This is a genomic window from Hymenobacter glacialis (assembly GCF_001816165.1).
Taxonomy (GTDB): Bacteria; Bacteroidota; Bacteroidia; order Cytophagales; family Hymenobacteraceae; genus Hymenobacter; species Hymenobacter glacialis.
In genome coordinates this window covers 152,982-167,920 of the sequence record NZ_MDZC01000090.1, presented here as the reverse complement: position 1 = coordinate 167,920, position 14,939 = coordinate 152,982, and the positions used below count along the sequence as shown (strand labels likewise).

The 14,939-nt window shown below is 59.7% G+C and carries 16 protein-coding genes; 2 read left to right on the top strand and 14 right to left on the bottom strand.

What is annotated here, in order from left to right:
* The 13 genes from BEN48_RS14530 to BEN48_RS19195 form a co-directional block, all read right to left on the bottom strand.
* On the bottom strand, positions 1 to 459 hold the full coding sequence (locus BEN48_RS14530) for a hypothetical protein (protein ID WP_070735618.1): 459 nt from the start codon (positions 457 to 459) through the stop codon (positions 1 to 3).
* Between the two features lie 73 nt (positions 460 to 532).
* Complete coding sequence (locus tag BEN48_RS18845; RefSeq protein WP_158010207.1) at positions 533 to 1,357, bottom strand: DUF4007 family protein; 825 nt, start codon at positions 1,355 to 1,357, stop codon at positions 533 to 535.
* Between the two features lie 3 nt (positions 1,358 to 1,360).
* Entirely contained in the window at positions 1,361 to 2,191 is an 831-nt protein-coding gene (locus tag BEN48_RS14525; RefSeq protein WP_241502282.1) for a phosphoadenosine phosphosulfate reductase family protein, read from the bottom strand.
* Positions 2,192 to 2,232: 41 nt separating this feature from the next.
* The gene (locus tag BEN48_RS14520) at positions 2,233 to 5,604 is read right to left on the bottom strand and encodes a hypothetical protein (protein WP_125932665.1); all 3,372 of its coding nucleotides are present in this window, start codon (positions 5,602 to 5,604) and stop codon (positions 2,233 to 2,235) included.
* A 5-nt stretch (positions 5,605 to 5,609) separates the two neighbouring features.
* On the bottom strand, positions 5,610 to 6,590 hold the full coding sequence (locus BEN48_RS14515; RefSeq protein ID WP_083321086.1) for a DUF4007 family protein: 981 nt from the start codon (positions 6,588 to 6,590) through the stop codon (positions 5,610 to 5,612).
* 181 nt (positions 6,591 to 6,771) lie between these two features.
* Complete coding sequence (locus tag BEN48_RS14510; RefSeq protein WP_070735615.1) at positions 6,772 to 7,620, bottom strand: DUF3037 domain-containing protein; 849 nt, start codon at positions 7,618 to 7,620, stop codon at positions 6,772 to 6,774.
* The gene (locus BEN48_RS14505; protein ID WP_070735614.1) at positions 7,617 to 8,435 is read right to left on the bottom strand and encodes a HipA family kinase; all 819 of its coding nucleotides are present in this window, start codon (positions 8,433 to 8,435) and stop codon (positions 7,617 to 7,619) included. Before BEN48_RS14505 ends, BEN48_RS14510 begins: the two co-directional genes overlap by 4 nt.
* A gap of 100 nt (positions 8,436 to 8,535) precedes the next feature.
* Positions 8,536 to 9,960 carry a replicative DNA helicase gene (gene dnaB, locus BEN48_RS14500; protein ID WP_070735613.1) on the bottom strand — a complete coding sequence of 475 codons (1,425 nt, stop codon included), beginning with the start codon at positions 9,958 to 9,960 and terminating at the stop codon, positions 8,536 to 8,538.
* Positions 9,961 to 9,966: 6 nt separating this feature from the next.
* Positions 9,967 to 10,839 carry a DUF1376 domain-containing protein gene (locus BEN48_RS14495; protein WP_070735612.1) on the bottom strand — a complete coding sequence of 291 codons (873 nt, stop codon included), beginning with the start codon at positions 10,837 to 10,839 and terminating at the stop codon, positions 9,967 to 9,969.
* Positions 10,836 to 11,414, bottom strand: a complete 579-nt coding sequence (locus BEN48_RS14490; RefSeq protein ID WP_070735611.1) for a hypothetical protein — start codon at positions 11,412 to 11,414, stop codon at positions 10,836 to 10,838. Before BEN48_RS14490 ends, BEN48_RS14495 begins: the two co-directional genes overlap by 4 nt.
* A gap of 67 nt (positions 11,415 to 11,481) precedes the next feature.
* A complete protein-coding gene (locus BEN48_RS14485) occupies positions 11,482 to 11,868 on the bottom strand; it encodes a hypothetical protein (protein WP_070735610.1) in 387 nt (128 codons plus the stop codon).
* Complete coding sequence (locus BEN48_RS14480) at positions 11,861 to 12,250, bottom strand: hypothetical protein (protein ID WP_070735609.1); 390 nt, start codon at positions 12,248 to 12,250, stop codon at positions 11,861 to 11,863. Before BEN48_RS14480 ends, BEN48_RS14485 begins: the two co-directional genes overlap by 8 nt.
* Positions 12,247 to 12,489, bottom strand: coding sequence for a hypothetical protein (locus BEN48_RS19195; protein WP_158010206.1), 243 nt, complete (start codon positions 12,487 to 12,489; stop codon positions 12,247 to 12,249). The genes BEN48_RS14480 and BEN48_RS19195 overlap by 4 nt, the downstream gene beginning before the upstream one ends.
* A gap of 74 nt (positions 12,490 to 12,563) precedes the next feature.
* On the opposite strand from BEN48_RS19195, the gene BEN48_RS14470 reads away from it, so the two are divergent.
* Together BEN48_RS14470 and BEN48_RS14465 are read left to right on the top strand one after the other, a co-directional pair.
* Positions 12,564 to 13,304: a LexA family transcriptional regulator gene (locus BEN48_RS14470; RefSeq protein ID WP_070735607.1), complete on the top strand. Its 741-nt coding sequence runs from the start codon at positions 12,564 to 12,566 to the stop codon at positions 13,302 to 13,304.
* 82 nt (positions 13,305 to 13,386) lie between these two features.
* Positions 13,387 to 14,013: a hypothetical protein gene (locus BEN48_RS14465; protein ID WP_158010205.1), complete on the top strand. Its 627-nt coding sequence runs from the start codon at positions 13,387 to 13,389 to the stop codon at positions 14,011 to 14,013.
* A 283-nt stretch (positions 14,014 to 14,296) separates the two neighbouring features.
* Here the strand turns inward: BEN48_RS14465 and BEN48_RS14460 are convergent, their stop codons facing one another.
* Positions 14,297 to 14,773, bottom strand: coding sequence for a carboxypeptidase-like regulatory domain-containing protein (locus BEN48_RS14460; protein WP_070735605.1), 477 nt, complete (start codon positions 14,771 to 14,773; stop codon positions 14,297 to 14,299).
* Between the last annotated feature and the right edge of the window lie 166 nt (positions 14,774 to 14,939).

Sequence of the window (14,939 nt, the reverse complement as noted above, 5' to 3'; positions counted from 1 at the left end):
TTAGAGTGCTAGCCGGCGCGTGGGCCAAGCGGCTGGGGTGGGGCCAAAGCGAGCCGCTAGCGCAGCAGGTAGCACCACTACCAATGGGGGCAGGTAGGGCAACTCGTCGCGGAGGCCGCGCCAGCAGAGGGCTCGTTGCGGCTCGGGCAACTTGGCCAGCAGCAGGTCGAGCCCGCACAGCCACACCCCTCCTGGTGGGGGCGCGTGGCGTTCGGCGGGGGGCAGTGCCCGGCGGATGTGCATTAGGATATCGGCGGCCCGGTAGATACCGGCATCGGGGGCGGCATCGGCGCGGGCTTGTGCCGCTACGACTTTGCCCAGATGTACTACTTCCAGCTCGAGCAGCGTTGCCCAGCCAGCTGCCAGCACTACGGCCGCCGGACTAAGCTCTACCAGGGCGGTACGCACTTTGGGGGCATCGACACTGCGGAGGTCGCCGACCAGTTGCTGGAGCGACAAGGGAGGGGTATTTCCTAGTATTTCGGGGACGGGTATAGCTGATAACATTGTAACCGGATAGTGCTGGGTAGAATCAGGCGTAAAGTTGGTCCCAGGCCGTGGCAGCATCTAGCCGCTGGCGGGTGACGGTGTAGGGGGTGTATAGCCGTTGGCGCTGGATGAGGCCAGCGCTGGGCGTGGCCAGCTCGGCCAGCAAGGCATTCAGCTGGGCTTCGGACTGGTGCAATACCTGGGCTAGCTCGCCGCGGGTAATGGCAGCCAGCTCGACGGTGGCTTCACCCTGGGGCGCTAGTATGGGCCAGTAATCGGCCAGGATGCAGGCAAATGCAGCAGCTGGCAGCGGCTGCGGAGAGGTAACTTGATACTGGCCGCCACCTTTGGCTTCGAGAAACCCTAAAGCTCCTAGACCTTCCTCTTGAGCATAAGTAGATACAAATCCGGTTGCGCCTGTTTCTCCGGTACGTTCCTTTAGCTCTTGCCCAGATGTTTCCTTTGCAAAACTGACTACGACTTTGCCTAGAGCAGTGGTACTTAGAACCTCTGGCGTCCCTAGGAAATCAGTTGTTAAAAAAGCCCAGTAATTAGGAGAGTATCGACGTGGGGCAGAAAGGTAATAGTGCATTACCCACTGGGTTGTGAGATTAGCCAATGTTGGGTCATTGGCCAAGGCAGCTTGGCCGAAGTCAGAAATGCCGGCTTGATTTATCAAACCACTACGCTCACAATAGTTTACCGCAGCTGTAAATTGGTCAGGGCCGAGAGCTAATTCCTCTTTGACTTCCTTACGGTTTTTGCCTTCGTTAACAAGAGCTAGTACTGAAGAAACGGCGCTTCTAACAAGCCCGAAACCTCGGTGAAAACTGGCGGAGCCTTTTTCCTCTTTCATTCTGATTGTCACTTTTTATAAATGACAAATCAAGCACCCCTCTTCGCCGTCATCATCGTCACTCAGGATGTCCAATAAATTGGCGGGCACAAAGTTGCTCTGACGCTCCAAGCGCTTTTGGTGGTCTGCTTTAATCTGTGCCATGCGCTCAGGCTGTTCCAGCTCATTCAAGCTTTCGCGCTGGTTCCAGGTGAAGCGAGTTCCGCTTTCCTCATCGAACCGCTCAAACGTCTTGGATTTCTCAAACAAGTCAGGATGGCGTTCCTTCAAACCTACCCACTCATTTCGTTGCTGATAGAAGCAGAAGTAACACCCGGAGCGGGAGCGCCACTCATAATATTTAGGCAAACCCAAACCGCTGTCATCCAGGACTTGCATTACCTCGTCATATCCTAACCCATCATCTTTGAAAGGCAGGATAGGAATGATGTTAGGCTTACTGGAGATGTAGCCTGAGCGGTTCTCATCGGCCCGAATCCCGACGTAAGAGTACACTAAATCGTCACCTACAAACGCCTCAAATGGCTTAATTTTAAGCAAATCAGTGCACCACCGCTGACGCCCAGAGGGAAGAAAGCCATTACGAATATCTAGATGGTGTTGAAAAGGCCGGTCTGGATTGAGTCGGTCAATTTTCCTTCCCAGCTGGGCTTCGAGCAGGGCTAGGTAGTCGTAGGTTTCGGGCAGTTCCTCGCCGGTGTCGGCAAAGGCATACTCCATTTCGGGCACCTTATCGCGCATGTACAAAGCCAGGGCGGTAGAGTCTTTGCCACCGGAGAGGCAGAGAATGTGGCGCACCTTAGCTCCTTCGGGATGCAGCGGGCCAGTATAGTTGGGTAGGTTCACGGGATGGGAATATCGAGGGTAAGGAAAAGAAGCGAGCAGGCTTACTGGGCCGGTTCGTCTTCCAGCGCGTCGAGCCATTCGAGCACAGCAGCCCGCACGAGGTGGGCGGGTGGGCGGGGGCCAGTGGTAGGCCGGGCTACCTGGTCGAGCTGCATTACCAGCTGCTTCACCTGCTTTTGCTCGGCTCGCGAAACGCGGGGGCGGGCAGGAGCAGCTACGGCGCCAGCACCGTTCCAGGCAGCTTGCAGGGCCGCGCCAAAGGGGGCCGCGTAGCTGGGGAAGTTGGCCAGGTCGGTATCGCGCCAGAGGTTGGGCGGGCGGTTGGCAACGAGGGCCAGCACCCGGTCGAGGTCGGCGGCGGGGTCGGCTGTATCGGTGAAACGGCTGACGAATGGCCCCAGTAAGGGCGGCAAGGTGAGAGCCGGCAGCACCTGTATGCGCTGGTGCAGGTCGAGCCAACTGGCGGGGCCAGCGGGTAGGCCGCAGGCTTGCAACAAATGGTCGCGGGCTTGGTCGCGGGCAGCGGGGTAGGCAGCGGCCCAGGCTTGCAGGGCCTCGTTGAGCTGCTTAAAGAACTGTTCGACGCGCACGGGGTCTGGGTCGGCATCGGCTGACCACGGGGGCAGGTTGAGCGCTGCCGGAGCCGCTTGGAACAGCACGTATTCGGGCGCACGCGCCTGCTGGAACGCATCGCGCAGGGCGCGGGCCGGAGGCGGCAAGTGGCGGGTTTGCTGGGTGTATTCGGGTAGGCTGTCCTGCATCCGCAGCAAGCGACGCACCACGGGCACGAGTTGGGGACGCACATTGGTGGCCTGGGCAATACGCTCGACAACCGCTAAGCGGGCCCCAGCAACGCGGGAGTCGGCCAGGGCGAACATATCGGGACGACGCAGCAGTAGCTCCCAATCTGCTTCTTTCTCATCGGCCAGGAACTGTCCCTCTCGGTAAAGGGACGTGTCGCCCTCGCGGACGCGGCGGAACACAGCCAGCAGCACGGGCAATACGCCATCGGAGATGCCGTAGGGAGCGGCACGCAGGTGGGCATACAAGGCAGGCAGTGGCAGCGGCTCAGTAGCCTGGAACACCAGGCGTTCAATAGCCTCCCACACCGGCAGTAAACGGTAAGGGTCGTGGGCAGCATTAGGGGCGCGCCATGCCCAAACACCTTCATTGGTGAGGTGGTGCAAGCCCGTAGCGGATAGTACGGAGGCATACATGGCGTACTCGGGCGGGTAGCCAGTGAGGCCCAGCCGAGCCTGGTGGCCCTGGGTGAGCATGGCTTTTACCAATGCCCCACGCGCAGCAGCCCCAGCCGAGGAGAGGCTGCGACGGTTCAGAATCTCGTTGCGCAGGATGGGGGTGCGCTCGAAGGTGCGGTCGGCCAGCAGGGAGAGTTGACGGCTGAAAGCACGGGCATCAGCCAGCCGCTGGGGCTGGCCCTGCCAGTACCACGTAGCCGCCAGCCCGGCGGTGTCGGGCGCATTCGCGGCGGGTATTGCTTCGCCGCCCAGGGCGGGACCAAACAGACGGCTCCACTCGGTGCGAAATTGTGCTTCGGCTTCGTGGCGGCGTAGTTCCAGTTCACGGCGGCCGGCACGGTCGCCGGCCAGCGCGGGCACCGTGTCGGCGACAATGCGGGCAGCGGCCAGGTGGTAGGCGGTGTCGCGCAGCCCTTCGGTTTCGAGGGCCACGGCCACTAGCAAGTTGGGCTGGCGAAGACGTTCGGATTCCTGTTCGGCTAAGGCGCGGGCCAGTGGGTCGGGTGCCAGGCAGAGCAGGACTGTTAGCTCGTCGGGGCGGGTGGCGGCACGGGTTACCAATTGGTCGGGACGCAGCACTTCCACCCCTACGGGACGCAGGGTGCCGGTTTCGAACGAGTGCCGGCGGGCCACGAGGCGCGGCAGCGGAAACAGGGTGGGGTCGCCGGTAGCAGCCAGCAGCACGTCGCCGGCCAGGCCGGCGCGGGCGGTGTTCAGCTCCGCTTCAATATCAACGTCGCCGGCTTCCCACAAGCGGTAGCTGTCGCGGGCACGGCTGAACACGACCAGCGAGCGGCTGATAAGTTCTTCGAGGGCCGGCACCACTTCGGCACCCAGCGCTGCGGCCAGTACCGTAGGCGAGGCTTTTAGCCGAGCATCGCGGAGCCAAGTAAGCAGGGCAATACACTTGAGGGCGCGGACAGCCAGCGGGCTTACAACCGGTTCTTTGTTGAGGGCCTGGGCCACCAATTCTACTGCTTCGAGCCAGGGCCGAGCGGTGGGGCCGGTATAATGTGCCAGTAGCACGTCGCGGCCATAGTCGAACAAGCCATCGAGTGGGAAAAAGGCAGGGTCGGCGGGGTCGTAGGCCTGGTCAGTCAGGAAACGGCCTAACGCACCGTTTTCCTGGCCTTCGAGAAAGTTGAAGACGCTGCGGTGGCTTTGGCCGGCCCGACGAAACAGGGCGGGCACTGCCAGCAGGGTTACTGGGTGCAAGGGATAAGCGGCGCGGGCAAGCTTCTCGAAACGACTGGCCAGCCCGGTAGGGAGCAACTGGTTCTGGGGGTCGAGAACCGGGGCGAGCTGGGCCGAGAAAGTGCCGTTGAGGTGCAGGCCGGGGTCGTGACGCAGGGCGCGGCCAATGAGGTCCATACGCTCCACATCGGACGGGAACAAGGGGAGCTGGCGGAAGCGCTGGGCTATTTTGGCCCACTCAGCCTGCTGGGTGCGCCCGAGCCGACTGGCGTAGGCTTCGGCGTTTTGGTGCAGCACCGTAATCACCCACAGCGGTGCGGTTTGGGGGGCACGGGCAGCAGCTTCGGCCAATTCCTGCAGACCGAAAATGTCGCCGGCCTGGGGGTGGTTGGCGGCGTATTCGAGGAATTTGCCGGCTTCATCAACCAGCAATAGCAGGCCCGTATGCTGACCAGCGTTGGCCACGGCCTGCGCGGCGGCCAGGTAGGCATTGGCCAGGTTCCGAGGAGTCGGTTTCAGCTCAGCCGAAAGTAACGCGCTAGGGATAATAGGTGCGCCGGGGGCCGTTTCGATGGCATGACGCAAGGCCAGCAGCAACGCTGGCCCAAGGGCAGAGCGGGAGCCGACAACAGGCACCGGCAGCAGCTGAGGCACCGGTGGCAGCTTACTAGGGAGCTTGACCTCCTGCTTGAATTTGGGTTCCGAGACCAACCGGGCCAGGAACGTAACAAAAGCACTTTTGCCTGCGCCGTAGGGGCCAATAAGCGACAAGGCGCGGTCTGTGGGCGTGTATTGGGCGCGCAGGACACCTTGCAGCGCTTCAACTGCCGAGGGCGTGAGGAAGTAATTATCGGGCGTGGTGGCGCGGGTGGCAAGGTCGCGCTCCAGATGCACCGAGCGGCCAAAACGGGGCCGCACGGTAACAATATCAGCTAGGGTTAATTGGGCAGTAGAGGACATGAATACTAGGCAACAGGCGCAGCGGCGTAGTGAAGACGCAGCAGCGCGGCGGGGTTAAGGGAATCAGCCGTGGTTTGCACCACTTGGCGCACGAGGGGCGTGTCCTCAAAGCGCAGCGCGCCGGCAGTAAGGGTTTCAAGTTGGTCGAGGTAAGCCAACGTGGAATCTTCGTCGAGCTTGAAGACCATGCCCGGCGAGCCTTCTGCATGCGCAATGTCGCGGGCGGCAATGGTGCTGCTGCCAGGGTATTTCCAGTCCCAGAATTTGCGCAGGGCCCAGGCGAAAATGCTAACAGGCAAGCTGGGCTTGGGGCCGATAGCGAAGGAGTATTGCTGCTGGCCGCCAAAGCCAGCCCGGAGCAAGCCTAGTTCGCGCAAGGGGCAGTCGAGGCCATCTTCGGCGTTTTGGCTGCGGTCGGTAGGTGCGACGTAGGTCTGCAAAAACACGCTTACGTCGCGCTCAACGGTTTCCTGGGAGAAGGTTTTAGAGCTGGTAGCCCGAGCCGCGTTTTGCACCGCCGTGACTAGAGTCGAGGCCGTCCACTCCCACTCCCGAAACACGTTGAAGGCAAAAGCCCAGGTGTAGGATTGGGAACCGGGGCCGCAGAGGTTCCAATGCAACAGCCACAAGGTAGCGGGGTCTTCGAGGTAGGGGTCGGTGCCGTCGTCGGTGAGCAGAGAATGGCCTAGTTCCGTGGGCAACATATAACCACCCCGCTCAGTTGGAGCAGCTAACCGCGTGGCCAGCAGCCAATGGCGGACGGCGGACACCATGTTTTTGCCTACTCCCAACTCAACTAGTGCGCCCTCAGCAGAGAATATTGCAGGGTCTTGCAGCAATGCATCTACCCCCTTTTTGAGCCAGGCCGAACGCATGGCAAAGGTTTGATGCCCGGCGAAGCTGGGCGGGCTGGGCAACAATGTCTGGGTAGCAGAAACTGCTTCAAACATCTCGGTAATGGTAGTAGATGGGGGCTGGACAGACATATCTCAAACTAGCTAACCACATTAGGAAATAAGGTGGGTAATTCAAGTTTAAAGGTCGGCAGGGAAAGTGGCATTTGCTACGATTTGGTTACAAATGGCTACAACTCCAACCAGCCAACAACAAGACGGGCGGCCCACTATTCGTGAGCCGCCCGGCAGTTGGGAGTTGATATGTAATGAGTTATTCGTGGCCCGCAGCTTCCATCTTGTGCTGCATTTTACGGGCAAAGGCCTCAGCCTCATTTTCATGCACAAAATCTACCTGCACATCGGTGCTACTCGCGGACTTGATGATTTGCTCGATGGAGTTGCGGAGGTCCGAATTGGCGGGAGCAGCGGTGAGCAAATACAAGTGAAGGGGGGTATCGCCCGTTTTAAGAGCAGTGATGCGGCCCGCCCACTTATAGGCTTTGTCTTTGGCACGAGCCGGATTCTTGAGCTGGAACGTGACGGGCTCCAAGCAATTCAGCACTCCGTTTTGCCAGGTGTGAGAAAAGAGAATTTGGTCGTTTGCGGTAGCTATTTGACTTGGCTGCAGCTTTTCGGTTACGTGGTAGCGGTCGAAATACTGCTTGTACGACTGGCGCCACACTTTCTCGTCGTCGGTACGAGCTGGCGCGGCCTCTTCCTGGTACTCTTCTATCAAACGATGATATAGCTCCTGACAGACACGCTCGGGCTCGGGGTCCATGGTGAGACCTTTTTGCACGGGTGTGAGTTGCCAAGCAGCATCGTTAGGCCGGATGAGGACAGAAGTGACGGTACTGAGGTCGTCGATGCTCTCGAATAACGGGTTGACCGATATTGCATCAGCTCGACGGTTGATAGCGACGGCAAAGTGCCGCAGCGTCGAAATGATAGGCCGAGCGGGTAAGCCGGGGAAGAATCCGGTCAGGCGTTGGGTCTTGGTAATAACCTGGGCACGGAGGAATCGGGTTTCTGGTTCGTAGAAAACAAGACCGACGTTCACGAACTCGCCCGTCACGTGGTCGTGCAGGTAACGCAGAACCTGGTACTGGTACGTTTTCATTGGGTTACGCGGTTGAGTTCTTGAGTAAAGGATGATACGTGTGCTAGCACTTGAGAGATATAAGTCTCAATGTCGTCAATTTCTGGTGTGCGCCAAGTGGGCGGGATATGTTGCCGGGCCGCCTGCCAGAATTGACCGTCTAAGCGCTGAAGAGCAGGCGTTAGTGTGGTGAAGTCGAACTGTTGGCCGCGCAGCTGCGGGAAAAAGTAGTGCTTTTCAATCCAGCCGCTCACATCGTTTGGTTGCAGCAGCCATGGTTCGGGAGAACGTAAAAACGAAAAGACCTGAGTGAAGGAAAACCCTAACTCGTGGTCGAGCAACATGATTTGCTGCCCGTTGGTTAGCATGTTTTGCTTGGTGGCGTTGCGGTCAACGTTGTTCAACAAAACATCAAACGCGAAAATCAGATAGGCTTGTTCCTTTTCGGCATCGGTGAGAGGCTGGCCGTTGATAAACTCCCTAAATCCTTGCTTGTAGCTAGAGCCAAAGTTGCGGCCTAGCGAGCGGCTGACCATACCGTATTCGTCGCGGCCCTTCATCAACTCCAAAAAATCAGGACTGATGTCTACCTCAACCGGCTCAACGGCATGCAGCCCTACTTGCCAAGCGGCCCAGCAGCCTAATAATTCGCGCTGGAATGCGGCACCCTTCATGCGCTCGGCAGCTACGCACTTTATAACGTACTCGCCCTCTGATTTCAGAACGTCATTGTAGCCTCGGATTAGCAATGGCTTATTCGCTCCGTTCTCGAATGTTTTGTCTGGCTTAAGAGCATAAACAACGGGAAGTTGGTAGGAGCTATCAGTAATCAACACAGGGACGGATGTTTAGGGGTGCGAAATTGCACAGAAAACACGGACTTTGGTACGAATGCCAATTGACCGAGATTGGTAACGTACCTCAATTGATACCTGGTTACATGCCGACGAATGCATGGCTGAGGTCACTAAATACCCCCCGGCGCATGGAACAGGCAGCAATTACCTCATCCGTGGCGCCGTTGCGGTGCTTGGCGATGTCGAACAGGATTGTGTCAGCGGTGGGGGTGCCGTCTTCGTACTCGGTGATTTTGTAGTACTCGCCGCGCCAGAGGAAGATGATGCAGTCGGCGTCCTGCTCCAGGCTGCCGGATTCGCGCAGGTCCGAGAGCAGCGGGCGCTTCTCGCCGCCGCGCTTCTCCACGTCGCGGCTCAACTGCGAGAGGGCCAGAACAGGCGCATTCAATTCCTTGGCCAGCTCTTTAAGGCCACGACTGATGCTGCCTACTTCCTGCTCCCGGTTGCCTTTCGTATCGCCGCGCATGAGTTGGATGTAGTCGACCAGGACCAGGCCTAGCGGGTGCTGGGCGTGAAGGCGGGCACACTTGGCGCGCAGCTGCTGGATGCTCAGGCCGGGCGTGTCGTCAATGTGCAGCTGGTGGCCGTGGGTCTGGAGGCGTTGGGCCTGCTGGCGGATATGGGCTACCTGCTCCAGGCCGCCGGGAAGGCTGCCGCGGCGCAGGTCGGAGTTGCTGTAGCCGGGTACTTCGCTGGCCACCATGCGCTGCATGAGCTGGAGCGTGGGCATTTCGAGGCTGAAAACGGCGGTGTGGTGGCCGTGGTCGAGGGCGGCGGTGCGGGCGAAGTGCAGCAAGGCGGCGGTTTTGCCCATTGCCGGTCGAGCAGCCAAGATAACCAGGTCGCCGGGCTGCCAGCCACCGGTGAGGCCGTCGAGCTGGGTGAGGCCGGTGGGGATGCCGGTCAGGCCTTGTTGCTGCACGGCTTGGGCGAGGCGGTCAAACGTAGGCTCAAAAGCGGCGGCGGCCGTTTGGCCTGGGCGGGTTTCGAGGGTACGGTGCAGACCGGTCAGGTGGGCCTGGGCATCGGCTAGCAGTGTAAGCGGGTCGCGGGTGTCGTCGTAGGCGTGGGCGGCCAGTTCGGTGCCGGCGCGGATGACGACGCGGCGGGCGTGCTGCTCCTGAAGGATGCGGCAATGGGTTTCGAAGTGGGCGGCGGAGTTGATTTTGCTGGTGAGGCCCGCGACAAAGTGCGGGCCGCCGGTGCGCTCCAGGGTGCCGCGGTGGCGCAATTGGGCGACAACGGTAAGCAGGTCGGCATGGTCTCCTTGCTGCACCAAGTCGCGTATGGCTAAGTACACTTGCTGATGAGCCGAGGAGTAAAACACTTCCTCCGTGGGCAGCAGCGCCAGCAGGGTCCGCTGGGCGTGGGCTTCGAGCAGGGCGGCCCCGAGTACGGCGGCTTCGAGGTCCAAGGCCTGGGGCGGCAGGTGGCCGCCAGCAGGGGGTGAAACGGCGGCGCGGCGGGATGAGTCGGTGAAGCGGGTAGGTTTGGTTGGGTTCATGGTGGGTTAGCTCCAGCGGGTGGGGTCGGTGGATTTGGGGGCAGTGCGGGCGCGGGCCGGCGGAGCAGCCTGGCCGCTGCCGTGGGGGCCGGCGGCTTGGAATTGGGGGCGGCGGCGCATCCAGCCGCGGAAAGAGGCACGCCAGTCGGCCATGGGGGTTTTGCCGCTCACGCGCCAGCCGTTGCTTTGGTAGTGGTCGTGGAAGGCGGCGGCCTCGGTTTGGGCGTCGGCGCTGGCTGGGTGCTGCTCGGCGGCGTAGGCCTGCACTTCGGCCAAGGTTGGGACGGTTGCTTTCTTCCTTTCAGGCTTGGCAGGTGCAGGCGGGGCAGCCTCGGCTGCCTCCCTCTCTACTTCGTTAGAAGTATTGAAACTGAAATTGAAAGCCTTTTCATTTGCTTTCTCTTTCGGGGGCAATTGCTTTTCGCTGGAAAGCTTTTGTTCATTGTCGGCAAGCATTTGCTCTTCGGGCGGGTTTTCAGGTTCGGCGGGCAGATTTTGGGAAAGCAGCTGGTTGTTTTTAGAAAGCAAATGCTTTTCGGGCCGGCCGCCCTTGCGGCCGTTGGCGGCCAGACGCTCCCGCTTGATGGCTTGCTTATGGGCTTCCTGGACCAGGCGCGGGTTGTAGCGGAGGGTGGGCTCGTCGGTGGCCAGCGGGAATTTGCCAAGCAGCAGTTCGCGGCTGCCGGCCCACTGGTCGGCAGAGAGGCGGGCGGTGCGGCGGAGGCGGTTTTCGTCGGCGGTCAGGTAGCCGGGGCGGTCCGACTGCCAGGAGTTGAACAGCAGCAAGCAATAGGCCCCCACTTCGTGGGCTTCCATCAGCTGCACGTCGGGCGAGCTTAGGAAGTCACCCGTGTAGAAGAGAAAGGCGGGGGCCTTCATGCCAATGAGGGAAGGGGGATGTAGGGAACGGCTACCGTCGATTCGAACAAGTCAAGCTGGCGGTACTCGGTGCATTTGCCGCGTAGGGCGGCTTCGACCTCCACTAGGGCCGTAGCAAGCGTGGTTTCCAGCAGGCCGGTGTAGGGGTAGCTGGCCTGCTCGTCGTCGAACGACTGGTAGGGCGTGGTCAGGTTGAGCACCCGGCCGGCGGCCAGCTCGCGCTGACCAATGAGGGTAACGCCGCCCTGGCTACGGCCCATCGAGAAGCCGGTGACAGTGAATGGCTCGAACAGCGCGGGCAGCTCCTCTGACTCGTCGGGCCAGTAATCGGGCGTCTCGGTCAGCTGCTCGGCCAACAGGCAAAGGTGCGGTACCAAGCGGCTCAACGCGTGGGTGAGGTCGGGGTGTACCTGCTCGGTACAGGTGAGGGCAAAGGCTCGGGGTGGCGCTTCCTCGCTGCGCTGCTCGGTGAATTCGCAGGTCAGGTGCTGGTCTTTGAGTTTGACCTTTTGAATGGTGATGATGGAGCGGGTTTCGGGGCTGTCGGGGCCGACGACGGGGAGTAGCTGGGACATGAGTGGGAACGGGGAACTGTGCCGGCAGCGGCTGTCGGCGGTTGATGTGGAATAAAGGGGCTGGGAACTACTGGCCGGCGGGACGACGGCCCCGGACGCGGGCGGCCGGCGCGGTGGCCAGGGTGGCATCGGTGCGGTTGCGGCGCTGCCAGTCGTGAATCTGCGAGAGGAGAATCCGGTCGCCGCGGCTGGACTCGCCGGGCATGTAGTGCAGGCGGCGCGGGTGGTGGTCGGGCAGGCGCATGTAGTCGCGCAGCGTTTCGGGGTGCAGGTCGAGGATGTCGGCGGCGCGGGGCACGGCGTAGGCCGGGTCGGGGGTGGGCGTGTCGGCCAACTGGCGGCGGGCCTCAGCAGCGCAGGCCTTTTCCAGCGACTCGCGCACCCAAGCGTGGTTGTCGGGCATCCGCACGGTGATGTGCAGACCGTCGGGGGTGGTGGTGGTTAGCTCAGTCATGGCCGGAACGGGATTTGCGAGGTTGGCGGGTTGGCTTGGCCGGAGAGGGCGCGGGTTGTGGCCTTACGGGCCAGTAGTACCCTCGCTCCCGGTACACTGGCTGAATGCCTGTAGCCTCGCGGTAGCTGATGATGCGCTCCAGCAACTGAAGCACCTTGTCGGCTGTGGCTACATCGAAGTTTATTCGCATCCAGTTCACCCACTTAAATTCAAAAGGCAGCAGATAATGGGAGGCCAGGAGCTTGCTGAGCTGGTCGCGCTGCGCGTGGGTGGAAAAGTCATACTCTCCGAAATGAGTAGGCTTGGGGCAGTTGGCTATTGCGGCTTCAAGGGCGGCGGTGGCTTCCTGCGGTTCTCCGAGCAGATGGATGGCGGCGCTCATCGTAGCGGGGCGGCCTGGCCGCTTAGCTGGGTTAGGTCGTGCTGTACTGCCTGGCTGCCTGCTTCCTTGATGAGGCGCACGGCTTCGGCTACGGCGGGATGGGTGGGCTTTGCCTTCTGCAATGCCTTAGACACGGCCGTGTGGGACATTTTGAGCGAGCGGGCAATGCTGGAAATTGCGCCGTGCGGCAGCAACGTTCGCAGGGTGGCCGGCGTAGTTAAAGTTTCAAGTGGTTGCATTTGAGTTTTGTTCTGTTACCTTTGGAAACGAATTAAGGACTCAAATGTAGGTAATAGTTACTAAATGTTACAAAATGACTACGCTTGAACGCAAAAAAATCAGTTCGGTCAGCCCAATGCCCGAATTGAGCATGGCGGAACGCCTGAAAGTTGTCCGGCAGGCCCGCGGCCTGACTCAGCAGCAAATGGCTGATATGCTGGGAATCTCGCGGCCCACGGTGGCGCAACTTGAAGGCGGCCGGCACCAGCCTAGCACGGAAGTGATGGAAACCATCGTGGCCGAGTTAGAGGTAAGCCGCAACTGGCTTTGGTTCGGTACCGGCCCTATGCAGGAGCATAGCCCCTTGGGCGGCGATGTGCTGTACTCGGGCAAGTTTGTCGATGCTGACTACATCGACTGTCCGTTTGTGCCAGTACCGGTACGGGCCGGCTTCGTGGACATGATTGGGTCGGATGGCGACTATGGCCAGCTTCAGATGATTCGCATCTACAACCCAAGCCCCGAACTGCGGAAAGATGGAACGCTGGTATTTGAGATTGATGGCGACTCAATGGAGCCGCAGCTCCGCGCCGGAATGCTGGTGGCCGTGACGCCACTGGCTATGGAGGATATTAAGTATGCAGTAAGCGGGGTGTACGTGGTGGCGTTCAGCAACCAGTTAACCGTAAAGCGCATCAAGGACAACGACCTGATGACGAAGCGGCACTTGGTGCTAAACTCCGACAATCCGCGGGCGGGCATATTGACCGTGGCTGGGGAGGATATTCGCGGCCTGTGGAAGGTGGTGGATATTATCCGGGGCCGGGTGGAGTAATGGGCTGGAAAGGGCATTAAATTGGTTAGCCATTCGATGGCTGAGCTAATGCCTTCCCGTAGAACAATAGCCTTCCGAAGAAATGCGGATTTCTGCTGACCCCAACTCGAAAACGCCTCCCCGCATGAAGGATGCTTTTCTTGACCTGTGCTATGCCAAACCGGTTTTGCACTGGCTCAAAGGACGCGGGAAGCCATACGATGCACTTATTGAAGTGTTATTGAAAATCGGGGAAGAAGACCCGTTGCCAGTTGGTAAAGACCTGCAGCAGCAATTCAGCTTAACGTCGGCAGTCCTACGCCGCTGGGTTACGCTGCTGCACGAGGATTTCCTCAGTGCTATTGCAGAAGAGACGGATGTACTGCAGTTCCCGGCGGTAGAGCACCATTTCCTCATTGAGGACTTCGCAAACCAGGCTTTTTTCACTTGCCGTCTACCCGTCACTCCACGCGTGGGAGAGGAGGTAGAAGTACCTTTTCTTCAGCGCTACGCTGGGTCGGGCCGCTACCATGTGAACCGTGTAGTGCATCGATACGAGGAAGGCCGGACGATTATCACGGTATGGTTACAAACGGGGCAGTATAATCAGCACTACGAGTATCTGAAGGACCGGGCCGATTTTGAAAAAGCTATAGATTTTCGGACGCTAATCATGGGAAACCGGTATGAGATTGAGAAAATTCTGCGCGAGGAGTATCCGAACGGATAAGGCGCATATCGATGCCATACCGGGACACAAACCGGGACGATTTAGAGTAAAAGCTGGCCCTGATGCAGTATTAGCCGTTAGCGCGGTCTCAGGAGGGAGCGCTACAAAAGAAAATACCCACCTTTATCAGGTGGGTATTTTCTTTTTCCGGGAGTTGGAATCATGGCCCTGCTACGTAGAGCGCTTTACCAAGGAGCACGCCGCCACAGCCTGGCTACAGGCCATGTGGAAGCAGGAAAAGACGCACTGCGGGGAATGATGCGGCTGGCGGCTACCCCTTCGCTTATTTGAGGTTTGTGCTACGGTTGTTCAGCCGGACCACTTGGCCGGCTCGTTTGCCGGTTTGTTTGATGCGCGCAGTGGGCTCTTTGGCTAATACCAGGCGCGGTAGCGAACAATCGGCCAGGGGAATTTCGCGGCTAACGTATCCCGCTGCTCCAATCGTGAGAATCTGGCCTTCGTACACCGGGTCTGTGAACTGAAACTTGCCTTCGGAGTCAGTGACGTACACCTGGTGCGTGCCTTTTATCAGTAGGGTAGCTCCCCGCAAGGGCTCGCCATTGGCTTCGAATACATTGCCAACAATAGGCGCGCAGGCTAGCCGCATGGGCTGGGCTGCTGCAGACGAAGAGCGCGAAGACATTGCAATGCGGCCATCAGCATCGCTGGTCTGGGCCGTAGTAACGTTGGTGAGTTGGGCGCTTGCCGGATGGGCAGCACCCAAAGCGACAATTGCAGCGGCAAGAAAGAGAAAACGCATAAGAAATAAGGGAAATCTTAGACCCCAGGGCCTGCTACAACCGATGAGAGTACCGTGGACTCACCTTACACGCACAAGACAGACCAGATGTTCCCAACTATGCCCGAAACCAGCAGGAAGAAGTGTAAAACTATTTACTATCAAATGACCATTTCGGTCTCAAGAA